14 protein-coding genes are annotated in these 16,734 nt (G+C 34.8%); 13 read left to right on the plus strand and 1 reads right to left on the minus strand.

Annotated features, from left to right (window positions below):
- The first annotated feature begins 419 nt into the window (after nt 1-419).
- The 11 genes from HHU08_RS02240 (at nt 420) to HHU08_RS02290 (ending at nt 14,354) form a co-directional block, all read left to right on the plus strand.
- A complete protein-coding gene (locus tag HHU08_RS02240) occupies nt 420-2,519 on the plus strand; it encodes a PBP1A family penicillin-binding protein (protein ID WP_169189592.1) in 2,100 nt (699 codons plus the stop codon).
- Nucleotides 2,520-3,146: 627 nt separating this feature from the next.
- On the plus strand, nt 3,147-4,076 hold the full coding sequence (gene qoxA, locus HHU08_RS02245; RefSeq protein WP_016201297.1) for a cytochrome aa3 quinol oxidase subunit II: 930 nt from the start codon (nt 3,147-3,149) through the stop codon (nt 4,074-4,076).
- On the plus strand, nt 4,066-6,018 hold the full coding sequence (gene qoxB, locus HHU08_RS02250; protein ID WP_016201296.1) for a cytochrome aa3 quinol oxidase subunit I: 1,953 nt from the start codon (nt 4,066-4,068) through the stop codon (nt 6,016-6,018). The genes qoxA and qoxB overlap by 11 nt, the downstream gene beginning before the upstream one ends.
- Nucleotides 6,018-6,620, plus strand: coding sequence for a cytochrome aa3 quinol oxidase subunit III (qoxC, locus tag HHU08_RS02255; protein WP_016201295.1), 603 nt, complete (start codon nt 6,018-6,020; stop codon nt 6,618-6,620). The genes qoxB and qoxC overlap by 1 nt, the downstream gene beginning before the upstream one ends.
- Nucleotides 6,621-6,926, plus strand: coding sequence for a cytochrome aa3 quinol oxidase subunit IV (gene qoxD, locus HHU08_RS02260; protein WP_016201294.1), 306 nt, complete (start codon nt 6,621-6,623; stop codon nt 6,924-6,926). It abuts the gene before it with no gap.
- A gap of 362 nt (nt 6,927-7,288) precedes the next feature.
- Entirely contained in the window at nt 7,289-8,281 is a 993-nt protein-coding gene (locus HHU08_RS02265) for a Gfo/Idh/MocA family protein (protein WP_016201293.1), read from the plus strand.
- Between the two features lie 35 nt (nt 8,282-8,316).
- Nucleotides 8,317-9,213, plus strand: a complete 897-nt coding sequence (locus HHU08_RS02270) for an ROK family protein (RefSeq protein ID WP_016201292.1) — start codon at nt 8,317-8,319, stop codon at nt 9,211-9,213.
- A 236-nt stretch (nt 9,214-9,449) separates the two neighbouring features.
- The gene (locus HHU08_RS02275) at nt 9,450-10,136 is read left to right on the plus strand and encodes a response regulator transcription factor (RefSeq protein ID WP_016201291.1); all 687 of its coding nucleotides are present in this window, start codon (nt 9,450-9,452) and stop codon (nt 10,134-10,136) included.
- The gene (locus tag HHU08_RS02280; protein ID WP_016201290.1) at nt 10,126-11,562 is read left to right on the plus strand and encodes a sensor histidine kinase; all 1,437 of its coding nucleotides are present in this window, start codon (nt 10,126-10,128) and stop codon (nt 11,560-11,562) included. Before HHU08_RS02275 ends, HHU08_RS02280 begins: the two co-directional genes overlap by 11 nt.
- A gap of 247 nt (nt 11,563-11,809) precedes the next feature.
- The gene (locus tag HHU08_RS02285; RefSeq protein WP_205835562.1) at nt 11,810-13,282 is read left to right on the plus strand and encodes a S1C family serine protease; all 1,473 of its coding nucleotides are present in this window, start codon (nt 11,810-11,812) and stop codon (nt 13,280-13,282) included.
- A gap of 187 nt (nt 13,283-13,469) precedes the next feature.
- Nucleotides 13,470-14,354 carry a peptidylprolyl isomerase gene (locus HHU08_RS02290; RefSeq protein ID WP_016201288.1) on the plus strand — a complete coding sequence of 295 codons (885 nt, stop codon included), beginning with the start codon at nt 13,470-13,472 and terminating at the stop codon, nt 14,352-14,354.
- A 38-nt stretch (nt 14,355-14,392) separates the two neighbouring features.
- On the opposite strand, the gene def is transcribed toward HHU08_RS02290, so the two are convergent.
- Entirely contained in the window at nt 14,393-14,974 is a 582-nt protein-coding gene (gene def / locus HHU08_RS02295) for a peptide deformylase (RefSeq protein ID WP_016201287.1), read from the minus strand.
- Nucleotides 14,975-15,207: 233 nt separating this feature from the next.
- Between def and HHU08_RS02300 the strand changes: the two genes are divergently transcribed.
- Both HHU08_RS02300 and HHU08_RS02305 read left to right on the plus strand, forming a co-directional pair.
- Nucleotides 15,208-15,930, plus strand: a complete 723-nt coding sequence (locus HHU08_RS02300) for a hypothetical protein (RefSeq protein ID WP_101729047.1) — start codon at nt 15,208-15,210, stop codon at nt 15,928-15,930.
- A gap of 426 nt (nt 15,931-16,356) precedes the next feature.
- A complete protein-coding gene (locus tag HHU08_RS02305; protein ID WP_016201285.1) occupies nt 16,357-16,611 on the plus strand; it encodes a hypothetical protein in 255 nt (84 codons plus the stop codon).
- The last annotated feature ends 123 nt before the right edge of the window (nt 16,612-16,734 follow it).

Genomic DNA, 16,734 nt, shown 5'->3' on the forward strand with positions numbered 1-16,734 from the left:
TTCTTAAGTCTATTCCTATCTAGACCGAGCGCCTTTTGCCTAGCAAACTTTAGGTCACTATTAACGTGCAGCGGTTGTAGAATTTACCTTTGATTGTTTGCGTTTTTCCCATAGTTTTTTAGCGAAGGGATAAATGATAGGTCCCCACGTAATCATTCGTCTGAACATTTTTTTCATTATCTCTCACATCCTTTTATTCTTTATAAGGTCTTTTCCCGAAAGAACGATTGTATAAACAATAATCCCTATTCTAGTTAAATTTGGTAATATTAGAGCGAAGTACCTTCTTGTAATTTAGAAAAAAAGAGAATATAGTTTTCATAGATACTTGCAACATATAAGTGATAATAAACGTCTAATGTATGGATAGACCGAAAGAAGAAATTATTCCATGAGTAAAAGTAAAGGATAGGTAATTGATGGATAGATTAAAACCATATTGGGAAGGATTTCGACGTTTCTGGAAAAAGAGACATCTTACCCAAATTATACTTTTGGCTTTATTATTAGTTGTTTTAATAGCGATATTATATTTTACGTATTTAGCAACACAAGCAAATGTCAGTACGCTAAAGGCTGGATTAAGCCAAGCTACGATTATTTATGATAAAGATGGGGATGAAGCAACCCAAATTAGAACGGAAAGAACAGAAGGCATCGAATTGAAGGATGTACCTAAATACGTTCCAGCCGCAGTTGTTTCAATTGAAGATGAACGTTTCTATCAACATAATGGATTTGATATAAAAGGGATTAGCCGCGCCTTCTTTAAAAATATCTTTGCAGGAAGAATTACCGGTGGAGGAAGTACGATTACGCAACAGTTAACAAAGAACGCTTTGTTAACATCCGAACAGACTTATAAGCGAAAAGCAGAAGAATTATTTCTTGCGGTAGAAATAGAGAAGCATTATGAAAAAGAAGAAATTTTGCAAATGTATTTAAATCATGTTTATTTTGGCAGTGGAGCATGGGGGATTAGCCAGGCGTCACTGAAATATTTCAATAAAGATATTAAGGATGTATCTATAAGTGAAGCTGCATTACTTGCGGGAATATTGCAAGCGCCATCTGCATTAGATCCATATAACAATTATGATGGTGCTGTTAATCGTCGTAATCTTGTTCTAAAGAAAATGGTAGATTTAAAACAAATAACAAAAGACGAGTATCAACAGGCAGTAAATGAAAAAATTGTCTTGGAAAATGGGGGAGGCTCTTTTATTGAAAGAGAATATCCATATTATGTGGACGCAGTTATCGATGAAGCGATAAAAAAATACGGTCTTACCCAAGAAGAACTTTTAAAAAGAGGGTATAAAATTTATACGGAGATGGACCAAAATCTCCAGTCTACATTAGAAAAAACCTTTGCTAGGGATTCCTTATTTCCGAGAAGTGCTGATGGAACATCAGCACAAGGCGGAGCAGTATTACTCGACCCAGAAACAGGAGGAGTAAGAGGGTTAGTTGGAGGTAGAGGGGAACAAGTTTTCAGAGGTTTTAACCGGGCTACTCAAATTAGAGTACAACCAGGATCTACGATGAAGCCACTTGCTGTTTATACACCCGCTTTAGAAAAGGGCTATAAGATTGATTCGATGTTAGAAGATAAGCCATTTAAGAAGGGGGATTACGAACCACAGAACTTCACGAAGACATATAAAGGGGAGGTTCCGATGTATGAAGCCTTAGAAGACTCCTTAAATGTTCCAGCAGTCTGGCTATTAGACAAAATTGGATTGGAGAATGGTCTTAAATCACTTGATCGGTTCGGTATTCCTTATGAAAAAGAGGATGAATATTTAGGGATAGCTTTAGGTGGGATGACCAGAGGGGTTTCTCCATTGCAAATGGCGAGTGCTTATTCTGCCTTTCCTAATGAGGGAATTCGAATGGAAAGTCATTTGATTACCAAAATTGTTGGACCGACAGGCAATGTTATTGCCGATTATGAACCAACGTCAACAAGAGTTACTTCTAGATCTGTTACCAATGACATGACATCAATGTTGCTAGATGTTATTAAATCAGGAACAGGTCAAGGGGCAAAAGTGACTGGATTCCAAATTGCTGGAAAAACTGGATCTACTCAATTGGATAATAGTAATATTTCTGGTACGAAGGATCAGTGGTTTGTCGGATATACTCCTAATTTAGTTGGAGCGATGTGGTTAGGCTATGATAAAACAGATGATACACATTATCTACCAAGCAAAAGTTCGGGAGATGTAGTACCTATTTTTAAAACTATTATGGACCAAGCTGTGCAATATGTGGAGCCAGAGAATTTTAATGTTTTATCTGTAAGTGATAGACTTGCAAATAAAGATAGTGGAAATGTTAATAAAAAAGTGGAAGAAACGAAAAAAGTCATTAAAGAAAAAGCGGAGGAATTAGAAACCACTATTAAAGAGAATTCGTCAAAATGGAGCCAGGTCGTAGATGAAATAAAAAAAGATGCGAAAAAGGTAAATGAAAAGGTAAAAGGGAAGTTACAAGAAATACTGGGAAATTAGTATTTTCAACAGGGTAGAAAAATATACTGGAACTAGTAGTTAATGCGACTATAGACAGTATATTTTTCTATCTATTTTTATTCTTCCGTTACTGGAATAGTAGATTGTAGAGAAAGTCTATGTTTGAAGTATAACTTGTTGTAGAAACTATAGAGAATAATCAAGATAAATACGTTTAATTAAATGAGGCATGTGATAAATATAACAGAATAAATGAAAAGGAGGAGACGAAATTTTAAGGAGTGAAAGTTAAGCAAAATAATGGAAAAGTCAACTAGGTTCAATTATAATTAATGTAAGCGTTTTATATTATTTATAAAGCGAATAATAAGTTTGGAAAAAATGTTTGTGACAGAATTGTGGACATGGATTTTAACAATGGCATCTGCTATAATAAAAAGGTTGATAAAATCTTGAATTCGCGGAAAACATAAGAATAGAAAATGTTAAAATTGGTAAATTTATACTTACGTTTTTTGTCACAAATAATAGGTTCGAGATGTGATATCATCATACAGGTAGTAATAATCGTTATTTTACCTCATGTAATATGAATGTTCTATGTCTAAATAGCGAACATTCTGTGAATATTTTAACATTTGAACTTAAACGGAAGGAGCTGTACAAATGAAAAAGGGAGTTTTAGTTTCGCTTTTAGCAATTGTACCATTATTCATTTTAAGTGGCTGTGAATCGATGGTTGTATTCGATCCGCAAGGTCCTGTCGCTAGAAGTATTACGGACTTAATTAACTGGTCAATTTTATTAATGGCTTTTGTATGTCTTGTAGTTTTTGCACTATTTGGCTACATAGTTTGGAAATATCGTGCAACGAAAGAGAATGCTGATTATGAACCAGATGAACATGGAAGTACTAAGCTTGAAATTGTTTGGACTGTAATCCCATTCTTAATTATTATTGCATTAACGATTCCAACTGTAAAAACAATTTATGCATTAGAGGATGTACCAAAAGATTACAAAGACCATGATCCAATTGTGATTAATGTAACTTCTGCAGATTGGAAGTGGATTTTTAGCTATCCAGAAGAAGGAATTGAAACAGTCAATTACGTAAATATTCCTGCTGGTGTACCTATTGAGTTTAAATTAACTTCTGCTGGTACCATGCAATCATTCTGGATTCCTGCATTAGCTGGTCAAAAATACACAATGTATGGAGCTGAAACAGATTTATATGTTGTGGCAGATAACCCAGGTAACTATGAAGGACAAAATACAAGCTTTAATGGTAAAGGTTATGCAGAGATGAAGTTTGATGTCGAAGCAAAAACTTTAGAAGACTATGATAAGTGGGTAGACGAAGTAAAAGAGAATGCCCCTGAATTAACAGAGGAAAAATATAAAGAAATTATCAAGCCTACACACTTAGGCCGTTTGACTTTCTCTAATACACATTTAGAATGGATCGATCACGGTAAAGGTGGAGACTCAAATTATTATTTAAACCCTGAGTTATATCGAGTTCATGGATATCCAGGTAGAACATTTGAAAAGAACCAAGAGTCTGACGGGGGTGAAAAGGATGCACATTAAGTGGGATGATATCGTTATTACTGGCGATCCCCTTATATTATCTGCTCAAATAGGTATTACGCTAACAATGCTTGCTATTGTAGTTGGTGTTACTTATTTTAAGAAGTGGCAATATTTATGGGATGAATGGATAACAACGGTTGATCACAAAAAAATCGGTATCATGTATATTATTGTTGCCGTATTAATGTTCTTCCGTGGTGGAGTCGACGGTTTGATGATGAAATATCAAACCTCAGCTCCTGAAATGAAATTCTTAGATGCACAGCATTACAATGAAGTATTTACAACGCACGGCGTTATTATGATTCTTTTTATGGCGATGCCAGCGTTAATCGGATTAATGAACGTAGTAATACCTTTGCAAATTGGAGCACGTGACGTTGCGTTTCCACAGTTGAATGCATTAAGCTTTTGGCTAACATTTAGTGGGGCGATGCTTTTCAATATTTCTTTCGTAATTGGTGGATCTCCTGATGCAGGATGGACATCCTATTTCCCTCTAGCTGGGAAAGAATTTACACCAGGGGTTGGTAACAACTTCTATGCAATTGGGCTGCAAATTGCCGGTATTGGTACGCTGATGACGGGTATTAACTTTATTGTTACCATCTTGAAAATGCGTGCAAAAGGCATGACTTTAATGAAAATGCCAATGTTCACTTGGACATCTTTAATCACAAACGTTATTATTGTGTTTGCATTCCCTATTTTAACGGTTGCATTAGCATTGATGACATTTGATCGTTTATTCGGAACACATTTCTTCACGATTTCTGGCGGAGGAAATGCGATGCTTTGGAATAACCTATTCTGGTTATGGGGACATCCAGAGGTATATATCGTAATCTTGCCAGCGTTTGGTATGTTCTCAGAAATCATCGCAACATTCTCGAAAAAGCGTTTATACGGTTATAACTCGATGATTATCTCTATTATTGGTATTGCTTTATTGAGTTTCGTTGTTTGGGTTCACCATTTCTATACAATGGGATCTGGACCAGTTGTAAACTCTGTTTTCTCGATTACGACGATGTTAATTGCGGTACCAACCGGGGTTAAAATTTTCAACTGGCTATTTACAATGAGAAAAGGTCGCATTCAGTTTACAACGGCTATGCTATGGTCTCTTGCATTTATTCCAACCTTTACTATCGGTGGGGTAACTGGAGTTATGCTTGCAATGGCTGCAGCAGACTATCAATATCATAATACATTATTCTTAGTAGCTCATTTCCACTATGTATTAATACCAGGTGTTGTATATGCAGTATTTGCTGGTTTCTATTACTGGTGGCCAAAAATGTTCGGTTATGCTCTAAACGAACGTTTAGGAAAATGGCATTTCTGGTTGTTTAATATTGGTTTTAACGTAACATTTATGCCAATGTTCTTCTTAGGTTTAAAAGGGGCAGTAAGACGTTCTTATACGTTCTCTGCAGAATCTGGATTTGCACCATTGTTTATGCTATCTGCAATTGGTTCCTTAATTCTTGCAGCAGGTTTCGCTGTACTTGTTTATAACATTTACTATAGTACTCGTTATGCAGATAGAAAGATTTCTACAGATCCATGGGATGCAAGAACATTAGAATGGCATACAGCTTCTCCAGTTCAGCCATATAACTTTGCTATTACACCAGAAGTTAAAGCATTAGATGCATTCTGGTATATGAAGAAAAATAACGAAGGTTTAGTATTAAAAGAAGAAGAATTAGAAGAAATACACATGCCAAGCAATTCTTGGCTGCCAATTTACATGTGTGTTGTATTTGGTGTAGTTGGTTTCTTCCTAGTATTTGAATGGTTTATTCCAGCTGCAATCTGCAGTTTAGGTATTTTTGTAGGCTTAATAATTCGTTCCTTTGATTATGACGAAGGTTACCATATTAAACTGGATGTTATTAAGAAAACGGAACGCGCATGGAGAGGTGAGAAATAATGGCAAAAGTCGATAAGTCTTTACCACTAGAATATCAGACAGAGCAAAGCCGCTTAAACATTCTAGGCTTCTGGATCTTCCTTGGTGCGGAGGTTGTATTATTCGCTACCTTGTTTGCAGCCTATGGATCTTTAAAGGATAACTTTGCAGGCGGTCCTACTCCAGCAGAATTATTTAAATTAAAAGATGTAATGATTGAAACACTTCTACTATTAACAAGTAGTTTCACATGCGGTATCGCTATCTGGTATATGCGTCGCCAAAATTTAAAAGGATTATTAACTTGGTTAATTATCACTTTAGCATTAGGTGCAGGATTCGTCTTTGTGGAAATAAATGAATTTATTCATTATGTACATGAAGGAGCAACAATGCAGACAAGTGCATTCCTTTCCTCATTCTTTGTATTGCTAGGAACACACGGATTGCACGTATCTTTAGGTATTGGTTGGGCTATATTAATCATTATTCAATTGATTAGACACGGCCTAACGCCAACAACTGCTCGTAAGACATTTATTATAAGTTTATATTGGCACTTCTTAGACGTTGTGTGGATTTTCATCTTCACATTCGTTTATCTAGCAAGGATGGTGTTTTAGATGGCGAAAAATCATGAGAATGAAAAGTTTCCAATCAGTCATATTGCTGGTTTCATCGTATCTTTATTACTTACCTTTGCGGCAGTAGCGGCTAAGAAATATACGGATCTACCAATGATTACTGTTATGTGGATTATCGGTGCATTGGCAGTTATCCAAGCTATTCTTCAACTGTTTATGTTTATGCATCTTACAGAAGGCGAAGGAAAAGTACAAACAATTAACATCATTTATGCATTCTTCTGCGCGATTGTCGTAGCGGGAGGAACAATTTGGGTAATGACATCAGGACACGTTCATTACTAATAAAATATGTATAAAGTAGAAAAAAACCTCCATTTGGGGGTTTTTTCTTTTGTATAAAACATGACAAAATAATTAGGTAATAGGAATGGTTGTTTCTTGAAATTTTGAGATAATTCATCCCCGTCTCCGAAAAGGCATTATCTCTCCATTTATAGGAGCTATAAATATTTCTATAAGTGAGCAATCAAAATACTGCGCTTATTCTATGAAAAGCGAACTTTCATATTGTAAATAAATACTTATTAGTAGTAATTAATAAATCATTTTCAAAAGATAAAAATACTAGCAGATGGTTGCTTTTTTAATGACTTCCCTCCAAAATAAAAGAGAGAAGGAATATTTCATTTAATGAGGAGGCCTATATGACGATTAGATTTGGAATCATCGGAACTAATTGGATTACAGAATCTTTTATTGAAGGCGCTAGCGAAATAGAGGATTTTCAATTAACTGCTATATACTCAAGAACAGAGGAAAAAGCGAAAGCGTTTGCGAAAAAGCACAATGCAGAATATACATATACTAGTTTAGAGGAAATGGCAAAGAGTGACAAAATCGATGCAGTATATATTGCTAGTCCTAATGCCTATCACGCACAACAGTCTATCATTTTTTTGAAAAATAAAAAGCACGTTCTAACAGAGAAAGCAATTGCTTCCAATGCGGTTGAAGTGAAACAAATGATTGCTGCTGCGAAGGAAAATAATGTCCTATTAATGGAGGCGCTTAAAACTACCTTTCTTCCTAACTTTAAGGTTGTACAAGAGAATTTACATAAAGTCGGAAAAATCCGTCGTGCTTTTGTAAGCTATTGTCAGTATTCTTCCCGGTATGATGCTTATAAGGAAGGTACTATATTAAATGCATTTAAGCCAGAATTGTCAAATGGAGCATTAATGGATATTGGTGTTTATTGTCTTTACCCAATGGTACTTCTTTTTGGAAAACCAGAGAAAGTAAAGGCGAATAGTTTCTTATTGGAATCTGGGGTTGACGGAGAAGGAAGTATTATCTTAGGTTATCCGGATATGGATGTGATACTAATGTATTCTAAAATAGCAAATTCCTATATTCCGTCTGAAATTCAAGGAGAAGAGGGAAATTTATTAATCAATCAAATGAACACCCCTACGAAAGTAGAATTTATTCCTCGAAAAGGGGAAGTGGAGAATCTAACCCTTCCTCAAAAAGAAGCTTCTATGTTTTATGAGGCGCAAGAATTTATTGAATTGATTAAGGCAGGAAAAGTAGAATCTTCCGTAAACTCCTATAACGTTTCTTTGTCTGTAATGGAAATTATGGATGAGGTAAGAAGACAAACGGGAGTTGTATTTCCTGCGGACACAAACAAGTAAGTGAGTTTATAAAACATTATAAGGGGAGAGGAACCATGTCACTATACGGTGCTATTGAAGCTGGCGGAACAAAATTTGTCTGTGCAGTGGGAGATGCAAAAGGAAACATTCAAGAAAGAATTTCTATTCCAACGACAACACCAGAGGAAACAATGCCAGAGGTTATCGCTTTTTTTAAGAGGTTTCCAATCGACGCAATTGGAATCGGATCATTTGGTCCGATTGATGTGGATAAAAATAGTCCTACTTATGGAAATGTAACAACCACTCCAAAATTAGCTTGGAAAGACTATCCATTATTGAAAGCAATTAAAGATGAATTTTCTGTACCAACTGGTTTTAACACAGATGTAAATGTAGCTGCTTTAGGAGAGGCAAAGCTTGGTGCTGCTAAAGGCGTAGATAATTGCTTATATATTACGGTTGGTACAGGCATTGGTGCGGGCGCTTATATTAATGGAGAACTGTTACAAGGGTTAACCCATCCAGAAATGGGCCATATTTTAGTAAGAAGGCATGCAAAAGATACGTATAAAGGAAGATGCCCATACCACGGTGATTGTTTAGAAGGCTTAGCTGCTGGACCAGCAATTGAAGAACGCTGGGGCGAAAAGGCTTTTCATCTAAGTGATAAAGAGGAAGTATGGGAAATGGAAGGCTATTATATTGCCCAAGCCCTTATGCAATATATTTTAATCCTATCTCCTAAAAAAATTATTCTTGGTGGAGGCGTAATGAATCAAGAGCATGTGCTGACACATGTTTATCGTCATTTAAGCGATCTATTAAATGGTTATGTTTCGTATCCAGAAGTCCAAGATAAGATGAATGAGTATATTGTTAGACCAGGATTAGGAGATAATGCTGGCATAACAGGAGGGCTTCTTCTTGCGGAAAAAGTTTTGGAGGAAAGTAAAGCGCCAATTAACTAAATAAACGTGATAATGAGACCATTTAAAGGAGGGTATCTTTTAAATGGTCTTTTTATTTGTATGCGGCATTCCGAGCAGGGGAATCGCGAAAATCCCTATTTATTATGCAAACCGATAAAATTATGAACAAACTATTTCCTATCCTTTAACAATCCATTAAACATGCTGGTAACCTATTGATTCGTTTAGTGAAAGTCGCTTTAATTAGTTAAAAGCAGAAAAATAGGAGAGTATAGATGAATATTTTAGTAATAGAGGATAACCAAAGTGTTTGTTCTATGTTGGAAATGTTTTTTATCAAGGAAGGTTTTCAGGGTACCTTTTTTCATAATGGCTTGGAAGGATATAAGCATTTTATGAATAATAAATATGATATGATTATTTTAGATTGGATGGTTCCAGATTTAGACGGAATAACTGTTTGTCGCAAAATAAGAGAAACAGATAAAGGGACACCAATTATTATGTTAACTGCAAAGGATACTGAATCGGATCAAGTGCTTGGATTAGAAATGGGAGCAGATGATTATGTCACGAAGCCCTTTAGCCCTTTAGCTTTAATTGCTCGTATAAAGGCAATTAGAAGAAGAAATTCTAATGTAGAAGAAGTAAGAACGAATGCAATCATTAAATTAGATAAAGAAACAAGAGAGGTATTTATGTATAATCGACCTGTATTAGGATTAACACCCAAGGAATTTGATTTACTTGCATTCTTCGTTCAGCATCCAAAACAAGTATTTTCTAGAGAACAAATTTTACAGCAAGTATGGGGATTTCAATTCTATGGAGATGATCGGACGGTTGATGTCCATATTAAAAGACTCAGAAGAAAAATAGGAAGGGATAGTCAGCCCTTTTTACATACAGTATGGGGTGTAGGCTATAAATTCGATGAAACGGTGGTAGTACATGAGAATTAAATACATCTATCAGCAGCTAATAAGTCACTTAAGCGTCATCCTAGTAGCCTTGTTAGTATTAAGCCTTGTTTTTTCTCATTATATAGAGAAATTAGTATTTTCCATGAAGGCAGATGAGCTTCAAGGATACGGATATAATATTGTTCAAGATGTGCAAGGAGATGATTTATGGTCTGCTGCAACGTATTCGACGTTATTACGGTATTCCGAAGAACTAAAAGGGACAGGAATAACAATCGGTATATTTAATACACAAAGAAATCGAATATGGTCTTTTGGGAAAGATTTGAATATTAATATTACTCATGCAGAGTGGGATGAAATAAAAGACGGCAGTAGTACGGTTATTAAGCCTAGCACGCGAAGAGGAGATCAAGAGGTTGCACTAGTTGCGATACCGTATTCCGTAAATAATGTCGTTGTTGGAGGAATTATCTTAACATCTCCTCTTGTCGAATCGAAAGAAATGATACAAGAAATCAATAAGTATTTAATTTATATCCTTTTTCTAGTGTTTGGAATTGCATTATTAATGAGTTTTATTTTTTCAAGAGTACATGTCAATCGGATAAAAAAACTACAGGAAGCTACAAGCCATGTTGCGGAAGGGGATTACAGTGTGAAAGTCTCTTCTTCTACGTTTGATGAAATAGGTGAACTCGGGCAAGATTTCAATCAGATGGTAGATCGACTAAGAGAGTCAAAAGAAGCAATTGATGCTTTAGAAAATCGGAGAAGACAATTTATGTCGGATGTTTCTCATGAATTAAAGACCCCTTTAACAACAATCAGTGGCGTCATAGAAGGCTTAAATAATAATATGATACCAGAAAATGAGCGGGAAAAAGGGCTCAAATTAATTAGCCAAGAAGCGAAAAGGCTTATTCGTTTGGTAAATGAGAATCTTGATTATGATAAAATCCGTTCAAATCAAATTGTTTTAATGAAGGAATTTATTTCTCTCCAAGAAGTGTTAGAGATTATTGAGGAGCAACTGTCTATTTTAGCCGAAGAAAAGAATGTGAAAATTTATGTAGATGTGGATAATGCTGCGGTAATTTATGCAGATTATGATCGTCTCATTCAAATCATCATGAATATTACGAAAAATAGTATTCAATTTACAGAGAACGGAAGTATTTGGTTATCCGGGCGTATGGAAGTGGACAGAACAATTATCGAGGTGAAAGATACGGGGATTGGAATTGATGCCCATGAAATAGAAAACATCTGGAAGAGATTTTATAAAGCAGATATTTCAAGAACCAATAACCCTTACGGAGAATTTGGGCTTGGCTTATCCATTGTTAAGCAGCTAGTTCAGTTTCATGAAGGAGATATTCATGTAATGAGTGAAAAAGGAAAAGGAACTACTTTCACGATTTACTTCCCTCTACCAAAGGAAAAAGTAACAGAGTTCGCGTAATTGTATAAAATAGGCTGAATAGGTTCGCTAATGAATTCTATTTTGAACGGAAGGTAAGTGGCTGTAAAGGATTAAACGAATTGGTAAGAATAAATTGTTCCAAAATTCTTCTATGTCTTTTCAAACTTTGTTCATAATTTATTCATATATAGTGGTTACTATGTATGTATAAACAAGTTAATAGAAATGAAAAGAATATTAATGAATTGAAATAAATGTTCGAAATTAGAAATAGGAGGAACAAAAGATGAGCGACTTTGAAAAAAGAAATGAATGGGAGAAAGAACCACTACAAGAGAAGCAACTGAACTTGAGTGAAGATGATTTCTCAGAAAAGAAACAAGAACCAGAAAATGAGGAAGAGGCAACAATTAAGGAAGAAATGGATACGCCACAAGAAGAACAACCTATGCTCCCGACAGATGATAGCGAACAAATCTCTCCTGATAAAGAGGAAATAGAGGAAATTAAAGCTACAGAACAAGCAGTGGCAAGCTCAAGTGAAGAAGGAAGAGCTTTTAATAATCAAAAAGGAAATTCGAAGGCCAAAGGCTTTTTCTCCTTGCTGGCAGCAGGTATCTTTGGTTCCGCATTAACATTTTTTACGATTCCCCATACGGATTTATACAATGATTCTTATGATAAGCTGGAGAAGCAAGTGGCAGAGCTTTCTAATAAAGTGGAAAGCAAGACAGGGGCAATTACTGCAAGCACTACATCAAATACAGCAACTAGTGATGGGACAGTAGCCATTGCTGATATGGTAGAAACATCATCTAAAGCAATCGTTGGAATTGAAAATCTTCAACAACAACAATCAAATCCATTTTCACAGGAATCCAGTGATGTGGAATCTGGATCAGGTTCTGGCATTATTTTTAAAAAAGATGATCAATATGCATATATAGTGACAAATAACCATGTCATTGAAGGAGCAAATACATTAGAAATCTCTCTATATAACGGAGAGAAAACAGAGGCTAAATTAATTGGTGCAGATGCGTTAACAGATTTAGCCGTAGTAAGAATTGATGCCAAGTATGCAACAGATGTCATTAATTTTGGAGATTCATCTACACTAAGACCTGGAGATCAAGTATGGGCCATTGGCAATCCCCTTGGCCTAGAGCTATCTAGAACTGTAACACAGGGAATTGTTAGTGCTGTAGAACGTAGTATTACGGTTAATACATCTGCAGGAGATTGGGAATTTAATGTTATCCAAACAGATGCAGCCATAAATCCAGGAAATAGCGGCGGTGCTCTTATTAATTCTTCGGGAGAGGTAATAGGTATCAACAGTTTGAAAATTGCTGATTCCGGTGTAGAAGGACTAGGTTTTGCGATTCCAAGTAATGATCTTATCCCAATTGTGAATGAGATTATCGAAAAAGGTAAAGTAGAGCGACCATATCTTGGAGTAGGTTTAGCAAGCTTAGAGGAAGTTCCTCGCATGTATCTTCAAGACCTTCCAAACGAAGTTTCAGAAGGTGTAATGGTTACTAATATTGATTCCAATTCTGCAGCTGCAGAGGCTGGGTTAAAAGTTCAAGACGTGATTGTATCCATTGATGGTAAAAAAATCACTAATTCAACCGATTTACGAAAATATCTATATACAGAAGTGAAAATTGGAGACAAAGTAGAACTAGAAATTTATAGAGATGGTAAATCTCAAAAAGTGGAATTAACGTTAACAAGTAACAACACAAACAATTAATCGACACGTTTCATGTGAAACATACGAAAATTGTCGAAAAAATTCCAGCTTATTTAATTGTAAGGTGGAATTTTTTTTAAATCTGTTAATAATTTCGTCATAATTATATGATAATATAGTGTAAGAGTTATAATAGGGGTATGCCTGTTATATCCAAAATTTTGTGCAGAGAGGATTTTAGCTTAATATGAAAAATAAGAAGGTTCTTATTCCTATACTAGCGGTAGTACTAATAGCGTTAATTATAGGAGCGGTTTATCTAACACAACGTAGTGAAACGGTTGCAACAGTGGACAAGGAAAAAATTACACAAGAACAATTAAATGAAGAGCTAAATAAGCAATATGGCGCAAGTGTATTAAATATGATGATCTCTAATAAAGTAGTAGATCTTGAAGCTGATAAAGCAAAAGTAAAAGTAACAGATAAAGAAATCCAAGCAGAATTGGACAAGATGGTAGAACAATACGGTGGGCAAGAAACATTTAATATGCTATTAGCTCAAAATGGAGTAACCGAAGATCTATTTAAAGAGCAAATTGAGCAAAACCTAAAAGTGACAAAAATTCTTGAGCCATCTATCGAAATCACAGATGACGAGATTAAAACATATTTTGAAGATAATAAAGCAAGCTTTGACACTCCAGAACAAGTGGAAGCAAGTCATATCTTAGTAGAGGATGAAAAGACTGCTAAAGAAGTGAAGAAGAAGATAGACGAAGGTGGAGACTTTGCTGAATTGGCGAAAGAATATTCAACTGACACACAAACTGCTGAGAATGGTGGAGAATTAGGTTATTTCTCTACAGGCCAAATGGTTGAAGCGTTTGATAAAGCTGCATTCGCTATGAAGGTAGATGAAATTAGTGATCCAGTTAAAACGGATTATGGCTATCACATTATTAAAGTAACTGGTAAAAAAGAAGCAAAAGAAGCAACATTAGAAGACTCAAAAGCTAAAATTAAAGAAGATTTATTAGCTACAAAAGTACAAGAGCAAGCTAGCACATGGTTAACAGAGGCAACGGCAAAATATAAAGTAGAGAATAAATTAGAAAAAGATGCTGAGTAAATAAAAAAGCAGATGGCAAAGGCCATCTGCTTTTTTATTTAATAGAGAGGACTAATATCTACATTGGCAGGCAGTTCAAACGGGTTTGTACTATTGATATGATCATAAAATAATATCCCATTTAAATGATCTATTTCATGTTGAAAGACAATTGCCTCATAATCTCTCAGTTTAATCTTTACCTCTTCTCCATTTATATTGTAGGCACGAACAGTTATTCTCCGATAGCGCGGTACATAGCCTACAATGGGGCGATCGATGGAAAGGCAGCCTTCACTCTCGGGAATATAGGTCATTGCAGTCGAATGGCTGATTATTTTTGGATTGATGAGCATAAATTCCAATGCCTCTCCATTTTCCTGTCTAATATATGCCGCAAACATTCGTTTATTTAAGCCAATTTGGTTAGCGGATAATCCTACACCAGCACGTAATTGATATTTTTCCGATAGAATTGGATCTTGGCTATTTTTTAAATATTGTAGCATACACTCTAGCTCTTCTTGATCCTCTTTAGTAGGAGGAATGGTTACTTCTTTGGTTTTTTCGCGAAGGATAGAATCTCCTTCCCTCACAATATCCTCCATTTTTATAATATAGTCTTTTGTAAATTTACTCATCTAATAAACTCATCTCCAGCAAATATGATATATATGTAAAATAGCAGAAGATGATTAGTATGTCTAATTGTTAAGTATGAAATGAATGATTAGCTACTGGGAGAAAGAAGATAGAAGGTAAATCATAAAGACAAATCAAATATTTTTAGAGAAAACGTACATATAAAATAAAGAAGAGGAAAGGATATAAAAGATATAAGTTTACCTATTTAAAGATGGAAAGGAAGAGTAAGATGAAAAAAATGACGCTATTAATGCTAGCTTTACTAGTAGCATTAACCAGCTTTGGTTCTTTAACTAGTGCAGCACCATCTCCAGCAACACCAGAAAAAAGGGAGATATCTCAGGATGATAAACAGTTTTTAATAGAAATGGCTAAAAGTCTTGGGATTAAAACAGAAGGAAAAGATCCAGTTGCCATAAAAAAAGAGATTCATGAAGCATTAATAAAGAAAGAAGCAGAAAAATTAGGTATCAAAGCAGAGGGAAAAGATATACATCAACTGGCGATGGAAGTACATACTGCTCATTTAAAGGAAGAAGCAAAATCGCTAGGAATTAGTACAGAAGGAAAAGATGCTAAAGCATTAATGAAAGAAGTTTTTGAAGCGAAAATTTCGAAAAAAGCCAAGGAATTAGGAATTGATACAAAAGGAAAAACGATGCAACAATTAGGCAAAGAAGTACAAGAAAAAATGACGATGGAAGAAGCAAAAAAATTAAGTATCAAAACAGAAGGAAAAGATCTTAAACAAATTGCTGATGAAATAAGAGAAATACAAATTTTGAATAAAGCGAAAGAGTTAGGATTAGATACAGAAAATAAAAAGCCAAAGGAACTATTAAAAGAAATGATGATAAAATACCCAGAAGAAGTAAAGAAATTAAAATTATTTCCTTCACATGGGGAGCATTTCATGTTTAAAAAGCACTATAAACTTAAAAAAGAAGATTAAAAATGAACAAGAAAAACCGCTTGGAAACTTCGAGTGGTTTTTTATTTGATTTATTTGTTCATTATATTGAACAAAATTAGAAGGTTGGAATTTTTCAAAAGCGGGAAAAGGAAGAAAAACCAACAGGATAATTCCTTCAAAAAAAAATAGGAATGATGACTAGGTGTTCAATATATTGAAATGATTCATTTGACCTATTAACAAATGAAGTTTTGAAACCTATTATCTATTTTTCGAAAAAAAAAACATAAATGCATGTTATTTTGATAAAGGATTAGTATGCTTAAATTAGCAGACTTAGACAGTGAAATTTATATATTGAAAATTTACACAAAAAGTTTCTAGAAGAAATGAAAGAACGATTTAAGGGAAAAGGAATCTGTTTTTGTAGCTGCAGTAAAATGGGAGCAATAGGAGGAATAAAGATTGAAGCAATATTCCAAACTACGAATTACGGAAAAAGATGAAAATATTTATAAAGCACTGTGTGATTTGTATAAGGAAAAAGGGGGAAAAGTAGGAATTGGTCCTACAGAAATTGGGATAAGAGTTGGAAGAGATTCCTATGATGCTTCTGCGTATTGCAACGCATCTCTAAAAAAGCTAATTCATTTTAAAAAAATTGAAAAAATAGATAGCGGAAAGTACATACCAATAGAGATGGGTAAGGAAGAACAATAAGTTAGTTTAAGGTTGAGCCTCATAAAAAATGTTTGTAGAGCAGTGTTTATTTTAACACGATAAGCTTTGCTAAAACGTTCTTTTATGGGGTTTCTTTCTTTTTGGCTGTTTTCTAAAGAATGG

Origin of the sequence: Niallia alba (genome assembly GCF_012933555.1) — a bacterium.
Taxonomy (GTDB): Bacteria; Bacillota; Bacilli; order Bacillales; family Cytobacillaceae; genus Niallia; species Niallia alba.

Bases quoted from the DNA above. Each gene is read 5' to 3' on its own strand.
- HHU08_RS02240 (WP_169189592.1), top strand. From the start codon at position 420: ATGGATAGATTAAAACCATATTGGGAAGGATTTCGACGTTTCTGGAAA.
- qoxA (WP_016201297.1), top strand. From the start codon at position 3,147: ATGAAAAAGGGAGTTTTAGTTTCGCTTTTAGCAATTGTACCATTATTC.
- qoxB (WP_016201296.1), top strand. From the start codon at position 4,066: ATGCACATTAAGTGGGATGATATCGTTATTACTGGCGATCCCCTTATA.
- qoxC (WP_016201295.1), top strand. From the start codon at position 6,018: ATGGCAAAAGTCGATAAGTCTTTACCACTAGAATATCAGACAGAGCAA.
- qoxD (WP_016201294.1), top strand. From the start codon at position 6,621: ATGGCGAAAAATCATGAGAATGAAAAGTTTCCAATCAGTCATATTGCT.
- HHU08_RS02265 (WP_016201293.1), top strand. From the start codon at position 7,289: ATGACGATTAGATTTGGAATCATCGGAACTAATTGGATTACAGAATCT.
- HHU08_RS02270 (WP_016201292.1), top strand. From the start codon at position 8,317: ATGTCACTATACGGTGCTATTGAAGCTGGCGGAACAAAATTTGTCTGT.
- HHU08_RS02275 (WP_016201291.1), top strand. From the start codon at position 9,450: ATGAATATTTTAGTAATAGAGGATAACCAAAGTGTTTGTTCTATGTTG.
- HHU08_RS02280 (WP_016201290.1), top strand. From the start codon at position 10,126: ATGAGAATTAAATACATCTATCAGCAGCTAATAAGTCACTTAAGCGTC.
- HHU08_RS02285 (WP_205835562.1), top strand. From the start codon at position 11,810: ATGAGCGACTTTGAAAAAAGAAATGAATGGGAGAAAGAACCACTACAA.
- HHU08_RS02290 (WP_016201288.1), top strand. From the start codon at position 13,470: ATGAAAAATAAGAAGGTTCTTATTCCTATACTAGCGGTAGTACTAATA.
- def (WP_016201287.1), bottom strand. From the start codon at position 14,974: ATGAGTAAATTTACAAAAGACTATATTATAAAAATGGAGGATATTGTG.
- HHU08_RS02300 (WP_101729047.1), top strand. From the start codon at position 15,208: ATGAAAAAAATGACGCTATTAATGCTAGCTTTACTAGTAGCATTAACC.